The organism is Sutcliffiella rhizosphaerae, from assembly GCF_917563925.1.
GTDB lineage: Bacteria > Bacillota > Bacilli > Bacillales > Bacillaceae_I > Sutcliffiella_A > Sutcliffiella_A rhizosphaerae.
Map to the genome: position 1 here is coordinate 1 of NZ_CAKJTJ010000012.1, position 23,099 is coordinate 23,099.

Sequence of the window (23,099 nt, forward strand, 5' to 3'; positions counted from 1 at the left end):
AGGAGGAAAAAGAATTGTCCCAAATGATCCTATTATCATTATCTAGAAATATCTTGAGACGTCCAAGCATTATGCAAGTCGCTCAATTAAAAAGAAGGAAGATTTTAGCTCTGCAGAAGGGCTTAAACATATAATACGAGGAGGATTTTAAGTGAAGCTGAAACATTTATCAATTCTGTTTGCTGTTTTGCTAGTGTTTAACTTGTTTACTTCCACCACTGTATTTGCTGAAGCTGAAACAAAACCTAAAATTGTTGCCTTAGGGGACTCGATACCTTTTGGGACAAGCCTTCCTGAACAAACATTACCATTTCCACACTTACTCTTAAATGGACAGACAGATGTCATTAATCTTTCTATACCTGGGCTTCAGACAGAAGGGCTACTTACGCAGATAACTACAAATTCAGAAGCTAAAGCTGCGATTCAATCTGCAGATATCATCACACTTAATATTAGTAACAATGATTTATTACAAGCTGCAGATATTAATGCAATTAGACAAGCTCTTTTAGCAGGAGAATCAATTGATTTTGATTTAGTCGAAGCAAATGTTACACTTGCTGCTCAGGCAGCATTTAGTAATGTACTACAAATCTTAGCTGTACTTACTACTTATAACGATGATGCTACCATTCTATTTTATAACCTTTATAATCCTTTCCCTTATGTTGATACTGAACCTGAACAGACTTTACATTCATTTGGAGAGAGCATTTTATCAGCAGTAAATCCAGGATTCGCTACTATTCCAAATATCTTTTCCAATACAATCGTTCTCGATGCCTACGGGGCATTTCATGGAAAGCAAGCAGAATTTGTTTATGCTGCACCAGATATACATCCCACCCCAGCTGGACATAAAGCATTGGCTAGCTTGGCTGATCAAGCACTAAAAGGTATATTTCCCCCAGAACATCCTGAACCAGAACCTGAGCCAGAACCTCAATATGATTTGGTACTGAGTGCTACTCTTGAAGGAACAGCTGCCACTATTAATATTGATACAAAAGGTCAAGCACCACATACTCTTATGTGGCTACCCGGTGATAGAGAAATTACTGATTTCATAGATAATCCAGATGTAAATCTTTTAACAAATACATTTTTTGAAGTAACTGAAAATGGAATTTACTCTGTGCTTGCACTATTCCATAATGATACTACTACACCAACTGCAGTCCTTAAAAAAATAGAAATAACAAATATTGTACCGCCAAAAGGGGATCCACCTACCGAGGAACCTCCTGTTGAAGAAGAGCCTCCAATAGAGGAACCACCAGTCGAAGAGGAGAATAAAACTCCTCCTCCTGTAAAAGTAGATGATAAAAAAGATCAAGGAAAAAAGAAGCCTGAATCAAAAAATGAGTCAAAGAAAGGTAATAAATTACCCAATACTGCAACAGGTGCCAATAATTACATCCTTTGGGGTAGTGCTCTCTTTATTGCTGGGATTGCGGTAATGACAGGATTATTCTATTTTAGAAGAAAAGTCACTGTTTATTAGAAGATTCATTCTAAGATATAGCGACGAACAAGCTAATAGTGAAAAGTCTAAAAACGATTTTTTCATGCTAATCAAAAGCATCTCCCATTTAGATGAGATGCTTTTGATAATTCAGTAAATTGATCCATTAAATACGTTAAGGTTCGTTCAAAATTAGTAATATTCATTAGCTTATTTTGAAAGATGAGTCTTTCTTTCAACTGCCAACTTCCTGTTTTTATCCATTCTATTTTGCGATAGGATGGTGCATTAGGAAACTTCGGAAACATATAATCTGAAGTAATCCTACCTAATGCGATAAGTTTTTCACTACCATTCTTAATAATTACATAGTCTCCAACTTTCATTTCATGGCAAAATTGATATAGTGCAGAAATTTTTAAATAGGGAATTTTCGTTTTTCGGTATTTTTGTCTAAATGTTTTCCATAGCACTTGTTTGTTCTTGTATGTGAGGATGTTTCCAAGCTTGCCATGGTGCATGGTCAACAAACCTCGGTCAAACTGTATTCCACCTGAGGCTAATTCATAAAGCCAGTATTGGCTATCTTCTTTTTCAGAGAATTGCTCCAGCTTGTTTTCGATATGGACTTTATAAAAGTAATATAAAAAGCAGCTGACTTCATAATAAATGGGAAGCTCTGTTCTCCTCCCTACAATTTCGAGATACTTTTCTGGTAGGTAGCTTTTTTCAATCAAATCTTGATAATATTGAATTTTCATTCCGATTGATAACATTTGTTTTGGGTCCTCCCCATACAAAATTTCAACAGCTAAACTTTCAAAACTCGTTAATCTACAGAAGTAAGTGGGAAAGATATTATGCATCATCTCTCCGATTGCTTGGTGGCCAAAACCAATCAGCTTAAATTGAGTGTTTGCGTAAAATAGTTGAATTCGATCACTAATTGCTCCTTCACCTTTAGTCAGGAAGAGAAAACTATTTCGGTATTTTTCCAAAGGTTCTCGTTGTTTGCCAAGCGCCCTCTCTTTTGCAAAAGGAAATTGAAAGGCGTTAAGCTGGTCTCCTATTGCTTGAACTTCTTTCCAGTTCATAGTGGTTAAATGTTCTTCTTTACTGAATTCTCGAAAAAAGCGATATCTTTCTTTTTGAATGTTTTCATTTCCTAGCCACTTTTGAGCCACTTTTTGAAACAAATATAAATAATTGTCTAGGTAATGATACTTTGCTTTGTCTGGCAATGAACCAGGAATCTCTAAAAATGATTGAATGAGGAGATCTTCTTTCATCGATAACCTTTGAAATTTTATCGTATCCAATCTAAACAAATCCAGGTTTTTTAATCCCCAAATTTTCCTTAAGTGTTTGAATGGTAGTATTTGTTTCTCGTGAATAATTTCCATTGTAAGCGTTATATGTTCTTTTATTCTTATATCAACCAGTTTACAGATATGCTCAATTCCATCTGAGTTACTATAGTAGATTTTGTCACCAATTGATAACGGCATGATTTTGTGGTGTTCATACATATCCAATTGCATGGAAATTATTCCGGCTGTTGCTTGTAGTTTATCCCCACGAATAATCCAGGTTGGCATGCTGAACTCCCCTTTCAATTTTTCCCTCTTATACACTTTATTTTCAAGAAAGAAAAACATTCAAAAAGAATGAGCTACCATTTAGGTACCTCATTCTTTTTCAGATATATACTTTAATTTCAGTAGTTTGTTACTCCAGAACTTTTCATAATATGAAAGAAATTCATGAATTTCTGTAAGACCATCTGGCATCAATCTATATCTCTTTTCTCTGCCAACTTTTCTACTTGAGACAAGAGATGCTTCTGATAAAATTACAAGATGTTTTGTTACTGCTGTTCTACTTATCGGGAATTCTTTGGCAATATCTGATATCGCAAGCTCACGTTCCGATAACAAATGTAAAATACTTCTCCTCGTTGAATCTGCAATAGCTTGAAATGCATCATGCTTTTGGCTAGTTTGATTCATCCATTCTCTACTGCCTGTTTTAATCTATTGACAATTTGGCTCCAGCCACCATTCATTCTTTCACGAACTACGGAACTCTTTTCGTTTGCTTTTAGCAGTATGACATCAGCCTCTTTCCACCCGCCATGAATCAAGGTAAACTCAGTTTGTCCATCTCCTTCGTTTAAAAGAAAGGTAATAATCCAGCCTTCACTGTCCCAAGAAAAGCTAAGTTTTTTTGGCTTATCCACCTCTAATACTTTACACGGGGATGGACCAAAAGGTGATTGAAGAGTAAACTCATGTCCTTCTTCAGGTTCAAAATTGTTTGGCATAAACCACTCTTCTATTCCTTTTGAAGACGCTACTTTTTCCCATACTTTGTTTATTGGAGCATCAATTGTAACGGTTTGCTTAATTGAATCAAGTATTTTATTTGTCATTTTATCTTTACTCCTTTAATTTAAAATAAAACCAACAGGTGTTATAATTCCACTATATAACACCTTTTGGTTTCGTGTCAATTGCTTTTATTATTTCTCCCTTGTTTCCTCAATTGAGTGTAATGACATGCGTCACAAACTTCATATGAGAATGATGGGTCCAGTTTCTTTCTGCATTTTTTACATGTCTTTTTTAATGATATTACATCCTCGTTTAGTTTTTCATGAACTTCATCACTAAAGGATTCTCTTACTTTTTCCCAATAGGAGGCTTCTGTTCTTCTATCCAAACGATATAAAAAGAGCAAATAAAGTCCAATTGATTTATAGGAAAGTTCAGTTGTTTCTAAGGAATTCTTACTCATATACGGTTCTGGAAGGGGCTGTTTAGAAACAATGGCTTCCATTGTGTTTTTCCACTGATCAATCAGTAGTTGTTCGTTTTTTGAAAACGGCATATGTAAAAAACTGTATAAATATTGTATCGATAATCTAGCTTCAATCATTGAGTCTTCTATTTCTTCGTAAAGCAGCTGTTCTTCAGTAAGTGTAGCTTTTTCTGTTCCAATAGGACTCTTGAATTTATCCCATAGTTCAAAAAAGATGCTTAGCTTGTTGAAATACTTTTCAAAGCGGTTCAATATTGCACTAGTCGGTGCGATGGCAAAAGTATGCACCAGCTTATCTTTTTTTGTTAGGAGACGCTCCATTTCTTTAATATCACTAGTGAAAGAAACACGCCCCACATTATAAATTCCTTTCCTTCCAGCTCTTCCCGCAATTTGTTTCACTTCTTGGGATGTTAGCCTTCTCCTTCTTGTCCCATCAAATTTGTCATTTTGTAAGAAAACAATTCGTCTTATCGGTAAATTTAATCCCATTCCAATGGCATCAGTAGCAACAATAACGGTTGTTTCTCTATCTAAAAATCGCTTAATCTGCTTTTTCCTAGTTTCTGGAGGCATACTGCCATATATCATGCTAACAGAATGACCATTATTTTGGAGAATAGATGCTGTTTCAAGAACTCTTTTTCTGGAAAAGCAAACAAGAGCATCCCCTTTTTGAGTATCAGATAGCACAAATGTTTTAGTCTCTACCTTTAGAGGAGTATCTCTTGTATATTCAATTACTTCAACATTTGCATCTCCCAATAGTTGGAGTATCATTTCCTTCATATTAAAGCTTCCAATGATATGAACCTCTGTTGAATTTGCTTTTGTGATAGCTTTATACCAGGAAAACCCCCTGTCTTTATCAGCAATCATTTGCGCTTCATCAATTACCAATATGTCATAATACTCCCTCTCGTGAAACATTTCCACAGTACTTGCAACATGTGAAGCACCTTCTGTTACTTTTTCTTCTTCACCAGTTTTTAACGTACATCTAACCCCCTCGGCATTTAATTGATCATATACTTCTAACGCCAATAATCGCAATGGTGCTAAGTACAATCCACTTTTTGCTGCTTTCATTCTTTTCAACGCATGAAATGTTTTTCCTGTATTTGTTTCTCCAACATGCATCACATATTTTACATTTTGCACAGTGGAGGGAATGTATTCTTTGCCAAAAATATCGTCCATCATTCTTTGTTCTTTTTCTTGTTGCCTCCGTAGCTCTTCCTCTCTCTCCTTTAGTTTATACTCTCTGTCTTGTATATCAGCTAGAAGTTGTTTTTGATGTAATGGAAGATCAAAAGTTGTATCTGCCAATTGAATTAAGTCAATTATAAAGTCGTCTTGTAACTTTTCCATATATTCATGAACTAGGAGATGAAATGAGTTAGCGAGCATCTTTCTTAATATAGAATCTGATAGCTCTTCGTGAGTAGCTAATTCAAATTGTCCAATTATATGAACTTTGATTTCTTCTTTGATTAAACTTGGGAAAAATCCGAATAGAAAATCTGTTACATTCTTTTCGTAATAGGTAAAGTAAGTTTCGTACTCTATAAAATCTCCATCATAATCCACTATTTGATGGACAGCGCCTGTGTATTCTGAAAAGAAATCTTTTAATGTTAGATAATCGGAATATTGGAGCTTTCCGACCTCCCGAATTACATCTCTTCCCCTATTTGTATAAATCTCTTCATATTTTTTATTTGAATTAAAATTTCCATTCAGTTTTTTTGCAACAAAATGACGTACATATAAAAAGTACTCATTTCTCTTCATTTCAACAATATTTTGTGCAGCTGAAAAAATAACTTCCTTCGAATTCTCTAATAAAAGCTTAAGTTCTTCTTCTTCCTGTCTCTTAATTTGTGCCTTTTTTACTTGATCGAATTTACTTTGCCAATTTCCTTGCTTTAATAATTCTGATGAGAGGAGCCAATTTAAAGTATCGAAAGGTTGGTAGTTTCGCATTTCGTTTCGAAACAATTGATTGATAATTTTCTTATCCATTCCCTCTGTATCATAATCCAATTCAGATAAAATTTGCTTCTTTTCCTTTCTAGATACATCATTGGTAACTTTATTAAGCCAAACATTTATCCAAATTTGATCCAAGTAATGAGATCGTTCTTTTACATATTGTTCTGGAGTGGAAATATCATTTTTTGACTCCATGAAATTTTGTATATCCTCTTCTACTTTATATTTCGTCCTGTCTTGGGCCATTTCATATATCAGATTAAATTTATTCATATTTTTAAACTCCCTATGATCGTCCACCATAAATTTTTATTAGCTTTTCACTTTTACGTATTATCATTCTAAAACATTCGCATGAAACATATGATATCAACAATTTCCGAATCTTTCATGTGTAATTTTGTAAATTTCAAGAAAATATATTGACAACATGTTAAACCGAGAATATAATTTATCTTGAAGTTATAAATCTTGAATTAAAGATAAATTAACTAAAGGGATATTGGAGGAATTTCTAATGGCAAAAACAGTTTGGAATGTAGACAAAGCTCATAGTTCAGTTGACTTTTCAGTTAAACACATGATGTTTGCAACTGTTAAAGGTGGTTTTCAAGAATATGACGCAACAATAGTTGCAGACCCAACAGATTTAACTACCGCAGAAATTGAATTCACTGTAGATGTAGCAAGCATCGATACACGCAGTAATGACCGTGATGCACACTTGCGCTCTGCTGAATTCTTTGATGTAGATAATCATCCAACTATGACTTTCAAAGCTACAAATATTGTTAAAACAGATGATAATGAATATAATGTTACAGGTGATTTGTCCCTTCTTGGTACTACTAAGTCAGAAACATTCTCCGTCGTTTTTGAGGGCACAGGTCAAGATCCATGGGGGAATGAAAAGGCTGGATTCTCCGTTGATGGTAAAATTAAACGCAGTGATTATGGTCTTACATGGAATGCAACGCTTGAAACTGGTGGAGTATTAGTTGGAGATCAAATTAAGATTTCCTTACAATTACAAGCGGCAAAAGGTTAAGCTATAGATAAAAAACACCGCAATCCAACATATGATTGCGGTGTTTTTTTCATCTCAAGGTCTGTCAAGAAGTTGAAAACCAGCCTTCTCACAGGCTAAGTTTAAGCACATCATGCTTGACAAGTGCATTCACTTTTCTAATTTTTTGAAGGGATTTTTCCATTCCATCAATGTACCGTAATTTAAAGAGTCCTCATCTTCTAGGTAGTTTTCAATCAACTTCACTGGCATACGACCGCATCTTAAAAGAAAAGTGATGACCGGATCCTTTATATTTCCAGCCAGGACTTCATTGATATACTCTTCTGCAGATAGTTTTTTTGCATGACTACTATAACCAGGCATCCTACCACCACCTAAAAGTCTATCTAAATTCAGTTGAATGACTACTTCATACATAGATTGCATTAGCCATTTACCAAGTCCTAAACCCCTATATTGTGGACTAACACTAATGTCGACTACATATAGAGTGTTCCCGTTTGGTGTGTGATTGGAAATATAACCATTGTCTGTTATCTCTTCCCACGTATGGTCAGGATCGTCAGGATGATAGTTAACTAATAATCCCGTCATCGAGCCAACCATTTTACCTTCCACCTCTATACAAAGTGCTCCGTCAGAAAATAATGAAACATGATTCTTTAATTGATTCTTATTCCACCATAGGTCAGCAGGAAAAGGTGGTGGAAAGCTTTCTTGCTGAATTCTTATCAAATTATCGAAATCTACTTCTGTATAGTTTCTGATAACTGCATGGAGTGGCTTGCCATCATCAAATACAAGCCAATCTTTTCGATACATATTTGTCCCCTCCTTAATAAGAATATTAAGAAAACCTTCAAAAGAAAGAAACTCTCATATCGCTTTCCCCGTTTCAAGAAAGGTTGTTTTCAACCATTCTTGCTTTTTAAAATGTATAGTAACGCAAAATTATCGTTACTATTTTGTTAAAGAAAACTCTTATCTAATCTCCTCCCAAACCATTACAGCTACTTGCAGACAGGTTATAGGAGAAAGATCTGTTGAAAAGGAGTTGTCGAACACTGTCTTGATCTGGACAGCTAATTCTTCTACTGATTGACAGTCTTCAATATATTTTATAATTTGACATACTTCCTTGATGTATTTGTCTTCGTGTGCTCCTAGTGCTAGAAAATCCAAAGGGTCCCAGTCATTCACGATTGTTTTTGTAACCTCTATCAATCTTTTTTTAGTTGAAAGTTCCAATATGAACACCTGCCCAACTTATTGTGATAGAGCTTGATAAAATTTACTGGTCAACTCAATTGTATGTCTGCTGCCGCCTTTCTCAAGAACATCTTCTATTAGCATCGCAGTTATTAAGGTAGGGTCTTTCTGGTCATATGACACCCATAATCCGTTTTCAATTCCTTCTTCTTTATTTATTTCAGCAGTTCCTGTTTTACCAGCTATTTCACGACCAGGTAAATTGGCAATATTTGATTTACCTTCTGTAACCGTTGTACGTAAAAGCTTTTGTAATAGTTGGGCATTTTCAGTCGAGGCAATCTCTTTCCAAATTTCAGGATTTTCATTATTTATTAGCATCGGTTTCATCATGGAACCATCATTTACAATCCCACCATAAATACTCGCTAAATGGACGATGTTAATCAAAAATTCACCTTGACCGTATGCAGTATGTGCTAACAAAACATCATTATCAAAAGTGCCATTATTGGATATTTGTGAATTTCCTTGAATGGGATATGCGAAAGGTAATTCCTCTCCAATACCGAGCTTTTTTAGGCCATCTTCAAAATCTTTAGCTCCAATGTCAACACCAGCCATGGCAAAATAGATATTATCAGAATTGTTCATACCACTTCGCAGGTCTACTCTTTTATCATCCGAGTAAACTCTTGTTACGGTACTACCACCTATATTCCATTGTTTTTCGGGGATATCATATTGATGGCTAGGGTCAAGTTTGCCGCTTTCCAATCCGATGATAGATGTTAAAAGTTTCATTGTTGAACCTGGTGAATACGTATATCGAAATCTATTGGAGGTATCAGCAGATAAATCCTTTAATGGAGTTTCTTTACTTAGACTCGGACCTAAAGTTACCCTATTTGGGTCATAGGCAGGTACACTTAGAAGGCTAAGTACTTCTCCAGTAGTAGGATCAATCACGGTAGCTTGCCCGACATCATCCTTCATTGTTTCATAAAGCTTTGTTTGGATGTCCGCATCAATCGTTAATGTTATATCTTCTCCTCGTTCTGGTTCAGTCCTGGCAACCGTTTTTTCTGTGCCATCTTCTTTAACTTGAGTTACTTCAATACCTTTCTTTCCTTTGAGCCTATCTTCGTACAGTCCTTCAATTCCAGCTTGTCCTATTCTATCTCCTGCAACATATCCATCATATTTTTCAAGATCTTCTGAAGTTACTTCGTCGATATATCCAACAAGATGGGCCGTTGCTTCTTCATATGGATAAACGCGTTCCATTGAACGGTGATTTGTTACCCCACCGATTTCTATAGCTTCCAGTACAAGAGGTCTATCTTTCTCCCTAAAATTCTTTACATACATTAATTGGTCATCTTGAGCCCAACTCACTGTATATCGCTTCGTAATTTCTTCTTCCGACATATCTATCATGCTGGCAAGTTTGGTTAAATCATTTTCTGCATTAAATTGTCCTGGGACAATCCCAAGATTCATTACTTCTTCGTTTGCAGCAAGTTTATTTCCTTTGTTATCGAAAATTTCACCGCGAGTTGCTCTTGTATACGTTACCTCAAATGAATCAGCAAATTCGTATTCAGGAAATATAAAGGTTGGTTGCCAGTCAAGATACCAAGAATCGTTATCGTCTTCATCTAACACCTTTTCCATAACAAATTCAACGTCGAAATCTACTTTTCTCGCAAATGTATCATAAGAGATGTTAGCTGGAATACTAATTGTTTCTTGTTCTTCCCAATCAATCTCGTTATCTATTACCTCAATCTCTAAATTTTCCATTTCGAAAAAATCATATACTTCCCTATGTTTTTCTTCAAACATTTGGAGAGTGAATTTATCTTTGACCTCGGAAGAAAGATAATCATTATACATTTGAGTGTATTTATTATCTTGCCATGCGGTTACAAAATCATTTAATACATCATATGGATTGACAGGTTCTTTCTTACACCCAGTTAGTAAACAAATCATTCCAATTAATAATAGTACTTTTTTCATAAAAACCTCCCCGTCTAATTCTTGTTTCATCTACAATTAAGCATACAGTATTTCCATACATGAAAAAAGGAGAAAATGCTTGTATGTGGGTACCCCTCTAATTTTGGTCTACATTAAATTCAATTAGGTTATTATCAGGATCCATGCAAAATATTTGCTTAAATCCACTTTTACTGTTAGGTTTGGCCTCCACTTTTAAACCATGATCATTCAGGTATTGTAATGTATCTTCATAGCTTTTTACCCTTATGGCAAAATGACCGTCTCTGCTATCAATCGTTTTACTAGAACGCAATGACTCTGCTCCGTTATTTTGAATTAGATGTAATTGGCTACTTCCAATTTGATACCAAGCTCCAGGAAAGTCGAAGTTTGGCCTCTCCACTTCAATTAGACCAAGGAGCCCACCGTAAAACTGCTTCGACCTCTCTATATCTGTTACACATAGACTAACATGATGGATATTTTCATACTTTATCATTTCATCACTTCCTTATTTAATATTTGTGACAAACCCAGAGAAACCTCTCCTATTGAGGAGAGGTTGTTAAAACCAAGCATCTGCAAGAATTTGATAGGATATCAATCTTGCATTTTGGTCATATACATGAGTATTTACAATTATTTCATCAGCTTGGGTTTCTTCTTGGATTTGTTTTAGTTGGGTTTTTACTGATTCTTTGCTTCCCGTTACAGTATATTTCAGCTGTTGATTAACAGCATGTTTTTCATATGCACTCCATAATGTATCCATATTAGAAATGGGTGGTTGTAACTGTCCTGGTTTACCCCTTATTAAATTTAAAAATTGTTGTTTAATAGAAGTTCCCAAATATTCGGCCTCTTCATCAGTTTCAGCGGCAATTACATTCACGCCTATCATTGCATATGGTTCACTTAGCTGATCTGATGGCTTGAAGTTCGCTTTGTAATATTCTAATGCTGGTAAAGTATAATCAGGTGAAAAGTGACTTGCGAAAGCAAATGGTAACCCTAGGTCAGCAGACAGCCTTGCACTAAATCCACTAGAACCGAGGAGCCAAATAGGTATCTCCAGTCCCTCTCCTGGTACTGCGCGGACACGTGTTGTTCCATCTGGATTAAAATAGGATCTTAATTCCGCCAATTGATTTGGAAAGTCTTCTCCACCACTTTTTCGGTCACGGCGAAGTGCAGCAGCTGTTAATTGATCACTTCCTGGTGCACGGCCAAGTCCAAGGTCAATTCTACCAGGGTATAAGGACTCCAATGTCCCAAATTGTTCTGCAATTACAAGTGGAGCATGATTAGGTAACATAATTCCACCAGAGCCGACTCTAATCGTTTTTGTTGCACCTGCAATATGACCAATGACGACCGATGTAGCAGAGCTGGCAATACCACGCATATTATGATGTTCGGCAAGCCAATATCTAGTAAAACCAAGGCCTTCGACATGCTGTGCTAACTCCACGCTGTTTTGGAAGGAGACACTTGCATTACTTCCTTCCACGATTGGAGCCAAATCAAGCACAGACAAAGGAATATTATTATTTTTCATCGATTTAACTCCTTTCTAATCATTATTTTTTAGTTGCTTGAAATTCTTTTTTTATCTCTTCCAAAATATAAGGCTTTGTTAAAATTTCAAATGCTGTAAAGGCCATCGCCTTTGCACCTAGCATCATAGCCTCTTGACCTTGTTTACTTAATGCTGCTTCACGAAACTCTGTCGTGTGGCAGCTATACATTTCGTTACAAATTTTTATATATGGATGTATGGAAGGACACACAAGGCTTACATTCCCCATATCAAGAGAGCCTGAACCATCTCGGCTTTCTATAATATCTGAAGTGTCTACGCCTAGTTCAACAAGTTGATCAGAAAAGATGTCAGACAAAACTTCATTTGTTACCATATTGTCGTATGACAATTCATAATTAGACATTTGCATCGTTGAGCCTGTCATCAAGGCAGCACCTTCTGCAATGGCTTTTACTTTTTGGACAAGCTCATTCACATAGCTTCTAGTGTTTGCACGAACGTAGAACTGTGCTACTGCATAATCCGGTACAACATTGGCTGCTTTTCCTCCTTCAGGGATAATGCCATGAATTCTCGTGTCAGAAGTAACATGTTGCCTTAGTGCATTTATTCCATTAAACGTATGAATGACTGCATCTAGCGCATTAATTCCCTGTTCAGGGTTTGCTGCTGCATGGGCTGGTTTCCCATAAAATTCAAATTGGATTGCATCCATTGCAAGGGAAGATCCACTTTTAACATATGAATGAAGTGGATGAACCATCATTGCGACATCTAGTTTATCAAAAACCCCTTGCTCAGCCATTGTAACCTTTCCACCCTTTGTTTCCTCAGCAGGAGTTCCATAAACGATTACTTTTCCACCCGTCTCAGAAATAATCCTACTAGTCGCAATACCTGCTGCAATTCCCATAGTGCCTATCAAATTATGACCACAAGCATGTCCGATTTCAGGCAGTGCATCGTACTCACACATAAATCCGATTACAGGACCAGGTGCTTTACTTTCAAATACTGCTTCAAATGCAGTAGGCAACCCACATGTGCCCATTGATACTTTGAAGCCATGTTCTGAAAGTTTTTGTGCCAGTATTTTGGAAGATTGAAATTCCTCATGTCCTAATTCTGGATTATTCCCAATGTATGAACTTATATCAAAAAAATCCTGTTTATGTTTTTCAAGAAAATCTTCCATAATCTGTTTCATTTACATCCCCCAATATATGTCTATGTTTGTAAAAAATATAGTAACACGAAATTTCTTGGAATAATAATTTTCTGCCTAGAAATGCAAATAAAAAAACGGCTGGATAATTTACCCAACCATTTCGGTTATTTCTAGTATCTTAACGCTCCGGCACCAGCGATAATTAAAATAATAAAAAGAACAACTATTAACGCAAAGCCCCCACCATAACTTCCACCAGACATAAAGTTCCCTCCTTCACATAGACTACTTTACAATCTATGCAGGATACATGTCATGGGTATAGGCTATAGGGGGCTTTTTTTGAAAACTACGCCCAATTCCCCTGTCGGAATAAAGGCACCCTCTTTCCTTCTTGTGTTATTCCGTCAATATCCATATCACTTGAACCAATCATAAAATCAACATGGGTGATGCTCGCATTTGCTCCTGCTGCTTCCAGCTCTTCATCACTCATTTGCTTACCACCTTCTAATGCAAAAGAATATGCATTTCCAATTGCAAGATGATGGGAGGCATTTTCGTCAAATAATGTATTATAAAAAATTAGATTCGTATTGGAGATAGGTGAATCATGTGGTACCAAGGCCACCTCGCCTAAATAATGAGAGCCTTCATCTGTTTCAATTAATTTTTGGAGTGTCTCATACCCTTCTTCGGCTTCATATGACACAATTCTTCCATTTTCAAAGGTAAGTGAAAAATCTTCAATTAAATTGCCACCGTAATTTAATGGTTTTGAACTCGTTACTTTTCCATTTACACCTGATTTTAATGGTGTTGTGAAGACTTCTTCAGTTGGCATATTTGCGATAAATGAAACCCCATTCTCATTCGTGCTTTCAGGTCCAATCCAAACATGCTTTTCAGGTAGCTCAATAGTTAAATCGGTACCTTTTGCTTTATAATGTAACGCTTTAAATTTATTATCGTTGAGGAAAGCTACTTTCTCACTCAATTTATCTTTATGCTCTATCCAAGCTTGAACTGGATCATCTAAATTTGCTCTTGTAGCATGAAATATTGCTTCCCATAATTTTACTTCCTGCTCTTGTTCAGAAAGCTCGGGAAATACTTTTGCAGACCATCCTTTAGAAGGTACAGCAACTATTGACCAACTTATTTTATCTGCCATTACCATTTTACGGTATGCTTTTGTTGCTTCACCTGCAGCTTTCTGCAGATTAGCAATTTTGTTCGCATCGACACCTTTTAATAAATCGGGATTGACAGAAGTTATTGCTAACATTGCTGCCCCCTCCTGAAAAGCTTTTTCCATCATTTCTGCTCTCCAGGATGGGAAGTGATGAAAAGACTCATCTAGTGCGATATCATAACGAATTCTTGTAACTTCTTCATCCGTCCATTCGATATGGACAAGTTTTGCTCCAGTTTCATAAGCTTTTTTTGTTACAAGTCTTACAAATGGAGCTGTTGCAATATCAGCATTAATAATTAATGTTTGCCCTTTTTGAATATTGACTCCAACTTTAACGGCAAGGTCTGCATATTTTTCCATCATATCTATTAGTTTATTCACTACGTACAGCCTCCTTTTAGACTACTTCTATTACCAAAATTATCATGTAGTTATAAATTTGTCTACCTAACTTACATACAAGAAAAAACAGTAACAGTTCAGAAAACTGTTACTGATAATTGTTAGTTTTTGTGTGATGTACTGATTTTTGGAAGATTGTCACTGAAAAAGGACATGCCATGCTTAAAGGCAGTTAATCCGTAAAGCATACTGCTCCAGTCAATCAGTGTTACTTTTGTTGGATACCAGCGTTTTGGTTGTTCAAGATGCCACCAAGATATCCGGTGTAGACCGAACTTATAGGCAGCGCGGAATTTCTCTTCCTCTTCTTTGTCGTTTGGATTCTCATAAACATCATAAGGAATGTGCAAGGAATACTGTGCATAAAGATCATAAATTCCTGCTGGGTATACTGGTAAATATCCACCAATGATATACGATGAAGCAATATTATGTGGTGCGTTGTTTATTTTATCTGCGTGATAGCCATCGAATAACCCGTCATTAGGTCCTGCACCATAACCCCAAATGTAGGAAGGAACATCATCTAGTTCTCTCCACTTCAAACGATCAGCTAGGCATGCATTTCTAAAATATTCTAAGTATGTTTTGCTCTCAGCATATTCTGGAACTAGGTAAAATGGGAATTGGTGAACAAAGGAAGATAAAAAAGCTCCAGGATAATCATTTAATAAAGGTAACCCTCTAAAATCTTCTTGTGAAAGCTTATTGATTTTATCCTCAGCAAAGTTATTATGCCATAATGCTTGTACATTATGATCATCAGGCTTTCCTAACATAGCGAGATACGAAACCATAACATATTCATTGAATGCTGGTAATGGAGCAATTCCTTCTCCATCTTTTGAAATCATATTGATGACACCTTTATCTTTATCAGCCACGACGATACTCCAATTTATAGAGTAAAGCAGTTGCTCTGCCATATGTAAAATACGTGGTTCTTTATTTTTGAATTGATTACCTGCCAATAATGCACCTGTAATTAATAAAGTTGTATCTATAGTTGAATATTCTGAATTAAGGTTTTCTCCTGTTTCCATATCTACAAAGTGAGCGAAGAACCCAGATTTTTCGTCCCTTGCAACTTTACAACCTTCTATTTCCCCTGACACAGCTTTTAAAGTTATAAGTGCTTTTTCCGCTGCTTTCCCGTCCCAATTTTCTTTTTCGGCAATTGCCAAGCTTATTAAGCCAACGCCAGTAGCTGCAATAGAACTGCGAAAATCAGGATTTTCTCCTAAAGTCATGTACCCGTCAGCATACAAGCCTGTATATGGATGACGAGATGCTTCAAAAAGTGCATAGGAGTCATAAAATTGACGGTCAAAAAATTTCTTTACGTTTGAAGGTAGTGCCTCATAATATTGATTTGACATTATTTTGTCCCCTTTCGAATTGTAAAATTGTATATTTTATTAATATTGAAATTACAATCACTGTTTTTAATAATATAATAAGTAGCACAAATGCTATAATTAATCATATACAAATTCTATTCTTTTGAAAATAGACAAAACTATACTATTTGGATGATTTATCGATTGTTTTTCATTATCTTATTGAAAAGCTTTAACTAGTTTTATAGGAAAAGAGTGCGCTTCTTGAAAATACACATAAGCAATAATTTAGGCAAATCAGCTTTTTTTAGGGGAGAATATGATGACAATCATTCATGGTGTTTTTTATGATATTGCACCACATTGGTGTGTGGAAAACGCAAAGGGTCAGGATACTCTAGTTTTTGTAACAGAAGGAAAAGTTCATTATCATGTGGAGAATGATAACTTTGAGTTAACAAAAGGTGATTTACTATTCATTCCATCAAGGTTTAATCGCAAATGGATCAATGATGAAAAAGAGCTGCATAAAAAATATGCTGTCGTTTTTGAAAAGGAAAACAATTCATTCGTTGACGAGGACCTTTTTTACTTAAAACCGAGAAAATCAGGATACTTTGAACAACGTCTAGCTTTTTTAAATGAACAATGGCTAGGAGAAAGAATTTATTTTCAAGAACTATCTCAAAACATATTATCTGAGCTACTGATTATGATTGCACAGGAAAAATCAGAATGGCGAACCTCTCCGATAAAGGAATCTTCTGTTCGAAAAATGCAGGATTATCTTCTAGCTAACTACCGAAGAAATATTTCAATCGAGGAACTTGCTGAATTAACAGGAGTAACACCTAATTATGTTACCGTTCTTTTTAAAGAGGTGTTTGGTAGCACCCCTATACAGTATTTACATCAAATCCGGATAAACACTGCTTCCAATTTAATTCGCACTACAAATATGTCCGTTCGTGATGTAGCGGAATATTTAGGATATTGTGATCAATCCTACTTTAACAGGATGTTTAAAAAATGGATGGGTGTGCCTCCATCTCATTTAAAGATCAAAAGGTAAAAAGCATAGCATTTTTTTCTATGCTCAGACTGATGACAAACCCAAATTATTTGTAGATTTGCATTTAACTGTTGATCTTCGTTGCAGACGCTTCGCTTTCCGCGGGCGGTCCGGGAACCTCTTCGGGCTTGCGCCCTGCGGGGTTTCCCATGTCCCTTCCTCCCGCAGGACAAAGGCTTCGACAGCGATTCATCGCACGAAGAAAATGTGGTAGCATTTTCGAGGAGTCTTCGCGTCTTTCACTACGATCAACATAGGAATCGCGTTAACTTATGAAAAGTACCTTTGTCTACACACTGAGCATAGCATTTTGTATGCTATTCTTTTTCATATGATTGAATATCCTTTTCCACTGCTTCCCGAAATGCACTCTGTAATTTCTGGGTCATTGGACCTGGAATTCCGTCGTGGAAGACAACGTCATCTACTTTAATAATCGGCATTATTTCGCTGGTTGTGGAGGTCAAAAATACTTCATCCGCCTCTAATAACTCCGATTTTGTAAATGGTTCCAATTGATATTCCCAGGCATGTTGATCCACAATTTGAAGTAATTTCATTCTTGTAATACCATTCAAAATTTTGTTGTTTGCAGGATGTGTTTTTACCATTCCATCTTTTACAATAAAAATGTTGGAAGAGGTGCCTTCTGTCACTATTTCTTCTCTTATAAGAATGGTTTCAAATGCCCCAGCCTTTGCAGCTTTTTGCTTACTCATAATATTGTATAGAAGATTCAAGCTCTTTATATCACAACGTAGCCATCTTAGATCTTCCTCAGTAATTGCAGTTACACCATTCGTTTGAGGTGCTAAAACATCTTTATGTGGGAGTGGGTATGCGATTAGTTTTGATTCTATTGCTTCATCATAGTGATGAGTACGAGGAGCTGTTCCTCTCGTAATTTGTAAATACAAACCACCTTGAATTACATTGTTGGCATCTAGAAGACTCATTAAATTTTCTTTGAGTTTTTCAGGACTATACGGAATGGACATACCTATTTCTTGTGCACTTCTGTACAGTCTTTCAATATGTTCATTGAACGTAAATGGAACACCATTATATATATTAATCACCTCATATACTCCATCTCCGAATTGATAGCCGCGGTCTTCAAAATCTATCTTTACTGCTTCTTTGTCGAGAATGGATTCATTCACTAAAACTTTCACAATTCTGCACCTCCAAGAATTTATACGTCTAGTTCTAAGATAACTGGACAATGGTCACTTCCATGGATATCAGCATCGATGTCAGCTGAAACTAGAAAGTCATGTAACCTATTAGAAACGAGAAAATAATCAATTCGCCATCCGATGTTCCGCTCCCTAACCTTATTCATATAAGACCACCAGGTGTACCTCTCTTTTTCATCCGGATAAAAGTACCTGAACGTATCGGTAAAACCTGTCCCAAGCATTCGAGTCATTTTTCCTCTTTCCTCTTCAGTAAAGCCCGAATTGTTTTTATTCGACTTAGGATTTTTTAAGTCTATTTCTTCATGAGCAACATTTAAATCACCACAGATAATGACTGGCTTTAACTTATCTAACTTTTTTATATATGCAAAAAATCTATCTTCCCAATCCAACCGAAAAGGGAGCCTAGCTAAGTCCCTTTGTGAATTAGGTGTATAAACATTTACCAAAAAGAATGATTCATATTCTAGCGTTAAAATCCTTCCCTCTGGTTCCCTGTCACCGGTCTCTTCTTCATCCAAACCATATGTAACATGTATAGGCTTTATTTTGGTGAAAACAGCTGTTCCTGAATATCCTTTTTTAATTGCATAATTCCAATATTGATGATAATCAGGAATAGACAACTCAATTTGTCCTTCTTGTAGTTTTGTCTCTTGGATAGAAAAGATATCTGCATCCACTTGGTGAAAATACTCTAAAAATCCTTTTTTTACACATGCTCTCAAACCATTAACATTCCACGATACCAGTTTCATAGTTGAATTTATTTCTCCTTATTTATTTAAGAGCAAGTATATCAAACTATTTCGTTTTTAGAAAAGAAATAATACCATAATTACTTACACCTCAAAGAGATGAAAAGATAATCCAAACGGATCTCTAATCATATAGCTTTTGTCATTATATTTCTTTATTATGTTACAATCGAAATTGTTCAATTCCTGGATTGCTTTGTTGATATCCACTACAGCAAATTCTAAAAATAACGTTCCTGATTTATATTCTTTATCTTCAATGTAAATATTTGTATTATTTAAGGAAAAGTGAGTTTCTGATTCGGTGCTTTTTATTGGCTTCATTCCAAAAATTCGATGATAGAAATGTATCGCCTTTTCATATTCGCGAACCTGAAGTGCTATGTTATTTGTCAATTGATATTGTGACCGATCATTTATCTTCTTGTCTGGCCTATAGTCATCATATCCAGACGGTAACAGATCAAAAAGCGGCCAAACTGGGCAAAAATCATCCCCAGGACCGAACGGTGAACTAGAGTGTTTGTAGATATTCCCCTCTATATCCTTTGAAAAAACGGTTACACCTGGATAACTGTGATTGTCTTTAGCGAAGCCCATATCTTCTTTAAAAGTGGTTTCCTTGGTAGATATCATAGGGAAGCTCCAGCCTCTCTCCGCTGCAATGTTTTCTTGTTCAATAACAGCATCTGGAGTAGAAACAACAAATGCAGCTTTTCTCTTTATATGATGGTAAAGACCGTTCAGACCATCTGCCCACATCGTGCAATAGGAGCAACTTCTTCCCATATTATGGACAATAATCAATTCATCCTTATCTTCAAACAGTTCTATTAGCGAGACCTTCCCCCAAGTTTTAGATGAAAAAACATAATTGCAAACAAGCTGGGGTTCTACATTTTTCCTCAGGGAAGCTAATCTTTGTTTTCTCTCCACTATTTCTTTTTCAAGATTTTGTATTTCTCGAAGTAATTCTTGGTCTATCATGTAACCTTCTCCTTTCATTGTGTAATATTTTGTCATGAATTAATACTGTTCTTTTTTTCAGCAATCCTTTATAGTAGTAGATAATCTTATTTTGGAGGTGGAAAGAAATGTTCATAAAAGCAGGGTGCCTGATTGCTGTTCTAGTGGCATCTTTTTGTATAAATTCAAACCTTTCTACACCGGATAAGATTCTAGATATGTATGAACAATCCCTTTTTTCTGATATAGATAAGAAAATTATTTATGAACATGATGATGGGCATACTCCACCTCATTTAACTAATTTTATTCCTACTTGGAATGAACTTACTTTATCGATAGTTTTTGAAGAGACTTCTCATTTTCATCGTGACCATCTTGTTACGGTATATTACCAGGCGAACTATGTTTAATGGCAACCGCTTCATTCAACTTCATTCTAAACTAAATTAGAATATAGGAGGCGTTGCGTTATGTTATGGGCAAGAGTAATTGCCATTTGCTTTTTTTCTTTTACATCTATTAGTCTATTTCTTTTTCAGGGAATCGAATTTGTAAAAGCATTTAGTGAATATTTTCATAATAAATAAGATAAATAAGATCGAAGCCGCACAAAGTACACATGTGCGGCTTTTCTATTTTCTTTTATTAAATCGTTAAACTTTTATTCCAGAGATCGTAGTTCTGAACTTGTTTCTTGCAAATAAATTGTTGATTTTGCTTTAAAAACAATTATTTCGAGTTTCCTGAAAATAATTTTAAAACATTCTCATTTAAAATTTTCAAAAAATACAAAATATTTTATGTCGTAAATCATATAATAATACAACAATATATCACTATTATTTTAACGGAAAAGGAGCGTTGTACATGAGAGAAGCACCAAATTTTGGTGAGTTTTATCCAAAGTCATTGGTTCCAATCAGCAAAGACGATCTTCTTATTTTTTTAGAAAAAGTACAGGACTTTGAGTGTTGTGATAACTACAGTCACTGGCTGATAGCCTTAGAAGGAAGACAAATTAACCTAGGTGAAGATTATTATCATTGGCAGGTGGTCGTATTCCCAGCCGAAATTGGTGGTGGATTTGACTATAAACATCCTTTGTATGTGTCTACTTTCTTTTTTTCTATTGATGAGGCGATTGATTATACATCGGTAGTAGAAAAAATTGCAAATAATGGTCAATTGTATACCATTGCTGGATAATAACACCAACCGTTTCTAACGGAAAAAGAAAAACTATAGTTTTTCTTTTTGAAAAGGTTTGTGAAACAATATACATATTTCTTAAGAATGAAAAAAAGCTACCGTCAAAGCGATAGCCTTCTATGCTAGTCGGAATACTATACCGTGTCCGCCTTTAGGATATTCCCATTTTATATTTTGATGCGGACAGCCAATCCTGCAGCTTCCACATTCATGACACCCCTCATAACCTACGTGCATGCGAATTTCTTCCCATTTATAAATTTCAGCTGGACAAAATATGGTGCATATTTTATCAGGACATTTGGTCAGACAGATATCTTCATCCATCACAGTTAAATGCGATTTAGTGTCAGCATTGAATCGAACAAGATATTGTTTCTCTTCGATTGACTGATATTTCTTCTGTTCACTCATTACTTCATCACCTTCCATGCCCGGTAAGCATCTCGAGCTAATTTGAGCTTTTCCTTCGGTGAGCCAAGGTCTTTCCAAATTTTCTTCTGTTTCTCCCATTTAGACTTACCGTCAACTGTAAACATTTGACTTGCAGCCCGGTTAACCATCGGAATATACTGATCAAAGTATTGTGGAAATTTATTAAAATGATGGGTAGAATCCTTGTATTTTTTCATATCTTGACCGACAAAGCTTTTCATTAGATTTCTTCGATATAGATCCAATGTTGCCTCTGAAAAATCGCCAACTTTCATCGCATGAAAAATCGTTTCTGCAGCAAGTCTTCCAGATGTCATCGCAAGATTCGATCCTTCCCGGTGAATGGCATTGACAAGCTGGGCGGCATCCCCTACCACTACTACACCATTTCCAACAATTCGACCCATTGATTTCAACCCGCCTTCTGGAATGAGGTGAGCCAAGTATTCAATTGGTTCACCACCTGCAATTAGGGTGCGAATCATCGGATGGTTTTTTACATATTCCAAAAGCTCATATGGTTTTATTTTATGCTCAATTAGCCCAGATAGAAGTGTTCCTACACCAATACTTAACGTATCTTTATTCGTATATAGAAATCCAGTCCCTAGTATTCCTTTTGTTGCGTCACCGAACAGTTCGATAGTACAGCCTTGATTTTTTTCAAGATTAAATCGTTCTTCAATGGTCTTGCTGTCCAGTTTAATGATTTCCATCGTTGCAAGGGCTACTTCATCTGGACGGTATTCTTTGTGAAAGCCTAATGATTTACCTAACAACGAGTTTACTCCATCTGCAAGGACGACGACATCTGCATATACTTCTCCATCCGGACGATCCGTGCGGACCCCAACAACTTTTCCGTTTTCAACTATACACTCCAATACTACCGTTTCATTTACGAGTAAAGCCCCTTGTTCCACAGCTTTATTGGCAAACCATTGATCAAATTTTGCTCGCATAACAGTAAAATTATTATAAGGTTCTTTGGCCCACTCTAGGCCTTTATATCCAAAAGTGAGTGCAGATTCTTTATCCATCATCATAAATCGTTGCTCTACAACAGGTCGCTCAAGTGGTGCCTCCTTATGGAAATCAGGAATAATATCTTCCATCATTTTACGATATAGGACCCCGCCCATGACATTTTTACTTCCAGGGTACTCGCCTCTTTCCAAGAGAAGGACATTTGCTCCTCCTTTTGCTAATTCAAAGGCACAAGAGATTCCTGCTGGTCCAGCTCCTACGACGATGCAATCAAATTTTTCTGCCAT

The 23,099-nt window shown here is 36.0% G+C and carries 23 protein-coding genes; 5 read left to right on the plus strand and 18 right to left on the minus strand.

Going from position 1 to position 23,099, the window contains the following annotated elements:
- The first annotated feature begins 151 nt into the window (after positions 1-151).
- Positions 152-1,507: an SGNH/GDSL hydrolase family protein gene (locus LRP81_RS11895; protein WP_230501499.1), complete on the plus strand. Its 1,356-nt coding sequence runs from the start codon at positions 152-154 to the stop codon at positions 1,505-1,507.
- A gap of 71 nt (positions 1,508-1,578) precedes the next feature.
- Here LRP81_RS11895 and LRP81_RS11900 read toward each other — a convergent pair whose 3' ends face one another.
- The 4 genes from LRP81_RS11900 to LRP81_RS11915 all read right to left on the minus strand — a co-directional run bounded on the left by LRP81_RS11900 (position 1,579) and on the right by LRP81_RS11915 (position 6,556).
- Positions 1,579-3,066, minus strand: a complete 1,488-nt coding sequence (locus LRP81_RS11900; protein ID WP_230501500.1) for a hypothetical protein — start codon at positions 3,064-3,066, stop codon at positions 1,579-1,581.
- A gap of 90 nt (positions 3,067-3,156) precedes the next feature.
- Positions 3,157-3,477, minus strand: coding sequence for an ArsR/SmtB family transcription factor (locus LRP81_RS11905; protein ID WP_230501501.1), 321 nt, complete (start codon positions 3,475-3,477; stop codon positions 3,157-3,159).
- On the minus strand, positions 3,474-3,899 hold the full coding sequence (locus tag LRP81_RS11910; protein ID WP_230501502.1) for an SRPBCC family protein: 426 nt from the start codon (positions 3,897-3,899) through the stop codon (positions 3,474-3,476). The genes LRP81_RS11905 and LRP81_RS11910 overlap by 4 nt, the downstream gene beginning before the upstream one ends.
- A gap of 77 nt (positions 3,900-3,976) precedes the next feature.
- Positions 3,977-6,556 carry a helicase-related protein gene (locus LRP81_RS11915; protein ID WP_230501503.1) on the minus strand — a complete coding sequence of 860 codons (2,580 nt, stop codon included), beginning with the start codon at positions 6,554-6,556 and terminating at the stop codon, positions 3,977-3,979.
- Between the two features lie 244 nt (positions 6,557-6,800).
- Between LRP81_RS11915 and LRP81_RS11920 the strand changes: the two genes are divergently transcribed.
- Positions 6,801-7,331, plus strand: a complete 531-nt coding sequence (locus LRP81_RS11920; RefSeq protein ID WP_230501504.1) for a YceI family protein — start codon at positions 6,801-6,803, stop codon at positions 7,329-7,331.
- 129 nt (positions 7,332-7,460) lie between these two features.
- Here LRP81_RS11920 and LRP81_RS11925 read toward each other — a convergent pair whose 3' ends face one another.
- The 9 genes from LRP81_RS11925 to LRP81_RS11965 all read right to left on the minus strand — a co-directional run bounded on the left by LRP81_RS11925 (position 7,461) and on the right by LRP81_RS11965 (position 16,219).
- Positions 7,461-8,135, minus strand: coding sequence for a GNAT family N-acetyltransferase (locus LRP81_RS11925; protein WP_230501505.1), 675 nt, complete (start codon positions 8,133-8,135; stop codon positions 7,461-7,463).
- A gap of 159 nt (positions 8,136-8,294) precedes the next feature.
- Positions 8,295-8,561, minus strand: coding sequence for a DUF1871 family protein (locus LRP81_RS11930; RefSeq protein ID WP_230501506.1), 267 nt, complete (start codon positions 8,559-8,561; stop codon positions 8,295-8,297).
- Positions 8,562-8,579: 18 nt separating this feature from the next.
- On the minus strand, positions 8,580-10,547 hold the full coding sequence (locus tag LRP81_RS11935) for a penicillin-binding transpeptidase domain-containing protein (RefSeq protein WP_230501507.1): 1,968 nt from the start codon (positions 10,545-10,547) through the stop codon (positions 8,580-8,582).
- A gap of 97 nt (positions 10,548-10,644) precedes the next feature.
- Positions 10,645-11,028, minus strand: coding sequence for a VOC family protein (locus LRP81_RS11940; protein ID WP_230501508.1), 384 nt, complete (start codon positions 11,026-11,028; stop codon positions 10,645-10,647).
- A gap of 66 nt (positions 11,029-11,094) precedes the next feature.
- Positions 11,095-12,087, minus strand: coding sequence for an LLM class flavin-dependent oxidoreductase (locus tag LRP81_RS11945; RefSeq protein ID WP_230501509.1), 993 nt, complete (start codon positions 12,085-12,087; stop codon positions 11,095-11,097).
- A gap of 22 nt (positions 12,088-12,109) precedes the next feature.
- Entirely contained in the window at positions 12,110-13,279 is a 1,170-nt protein-coding gene (locus tag LRP81_RS11950; RefSeq protein WP_230501510.1) for a M20 family metallopeptidase, read from the minus strand.
- 131 nt (positions 13,280-13,410) lie between these two features.
- Complete coding sequence (locus LRP81_RS11955) at positions 13,411-13,503, minus strand: YjcZ family sporulation protein (RefSeq protein WP_230501511.1); 93 nt, start codon at positions 13,501-13,503, stop codon at positions 13,411-13,413.
- An 86-nt stretch (positions 13,504-13,589) separates the two neighbouring features.
- A complete protein-coding gene (locus tag LRP81_RS11960) occupies positions 13,590-14,801 on the minus strand; it encodes an aminopeptidase (RefSeq protein WP_230501593.1) in 1,212 nt (403 codons plus the stop codon).
- Positions 14,802-14,941: 140 nt separating this feature from the next.
- On the minus strand, positions 14,942-16,219 hold the full coding sequence (locus LRP81_RS11965) for a hypothetical protein (protein ID WP_230501512.1): 1,278 nt from the start codon (positions 16,217-16,219) through the stop codon (positions 14,942-14,944).
- Positions 16,220-16,502: 283 nt separating this feature from the next.
- Here LRP81_RS11965 and LRP81_RS11970 point away from each other — a divergent pair, with 283 nt between their 5' ends.
- Positions 16,503-17,252, plus strand: a complete 750-nt coding sequence (locus LRP81_RS11970; RefSeq protein ID WP_230501513.1) for an AraC family transcriptional regulator — start codon at positions 16,503-16,505, stop codon at positions 17,250-17,252.
- Positions 17,253-17,569: 317 nt separating this feature from the next.
- On the opposite strand, the gene dat is transcribed toward LRP81_RS11970, so the two are convergent.
- The 3 genes from dat to LRP81_RS11985 all read right to left on the minus strand — a co-directional run bounded on the left by dat (position 17,570) and on the right by LRP81_RS11985 (position 20,199).
- Positions 17,570-18,427: a D-amino-acid transaminase gene (dat, locus tag LRP81_RS11975; RefSeq protein WP_230501514.1), complete on the minus strand. Its 858-nt coding sequence runs from the start codon at positions 18,425-18,427 to the stop codon at positions 17,570-17,572.
- A gap of 20 nt (positions 18,428-18,447) precedes the next feature.
- The gene (locus tag LRP81_RS11980; protein WP_230501515.1) at positions 18,448-19,212 is read right to left on the minus strand and encodes an exodeoxyribonuclease III; all 765 of its coding nucleotides are present in this window, start codon (positions 19,210-19,212) and stop codon (positions 18,448-18,450) included.
- Between the two features lie 84 nt (positions 19,213-19,296).
- Complete coding sequence (locus LRP81_RS11985; RefSeq protein WP_230501516.1) at positions 19,297-20,199, minus strand: DUF899 family protein; 903 nt, start codon at positions 20,197-20,199, stop codon at positions 19,297-19,299.
- Between the two features lie 107 nt (positions 20,200-20,306).
- Between LRP81_RS11985 and LRP81_RS11990 the strand changes: the two genes are divergently transcribed.
- Both LRP81_RS11990 and LRP81_RS11995 read left to right on the plus strand, forming a co-directional pair.
- On the plus strand, positions 20,307-20,591 hold the full coding sequence (locus LRP81_RS11990; protein WP_230501517.1) for a hypothetical protein: 285 nt from the start codon (positions 20,307-20,309) through the stop codon (positions 20,589-20,591).
- A 457-nt stretch (positions 20,592-21,048) separates the two neighbouring features.
- Complete coding sequence (locus LRP81_RS11995) at positions 21,049-21,387, plus strand: hypothetical protein (protein ID WP_230501518.1); 339 nt, start codon at positions 21,049-21,051, stop codon at positions 21,385-21,387.
- 120 nt (positions 21,388-21,507) lie between these two features.
- Here LRP81_RS11995 and LRP81_RS12000 read toward each other — a convergent pair whose 3' ends face one another.
- Complete coding sequence (locus LRP81_RS12000; RefSeq protein ID WP_230501519.1) at positions 21,508-21,822, minus strand: ferredoxin family protein; 315 nt, start codon at positions 21,820-21,822, stop codon at positions 21,508-21,510.
- Entirely contained in the window at positions 21,804-23,099 is a 1,296-nt protein-coding gene (locus tag LRP81_RS12005) for an FAD-dependent oxidoreductase (RefSeq protein WP_230501520.1), read from the minus strand. Before LRP81_RS12005 ends, LRP81_RS12000 begins: the two co-directional genes overlap by 19 nt.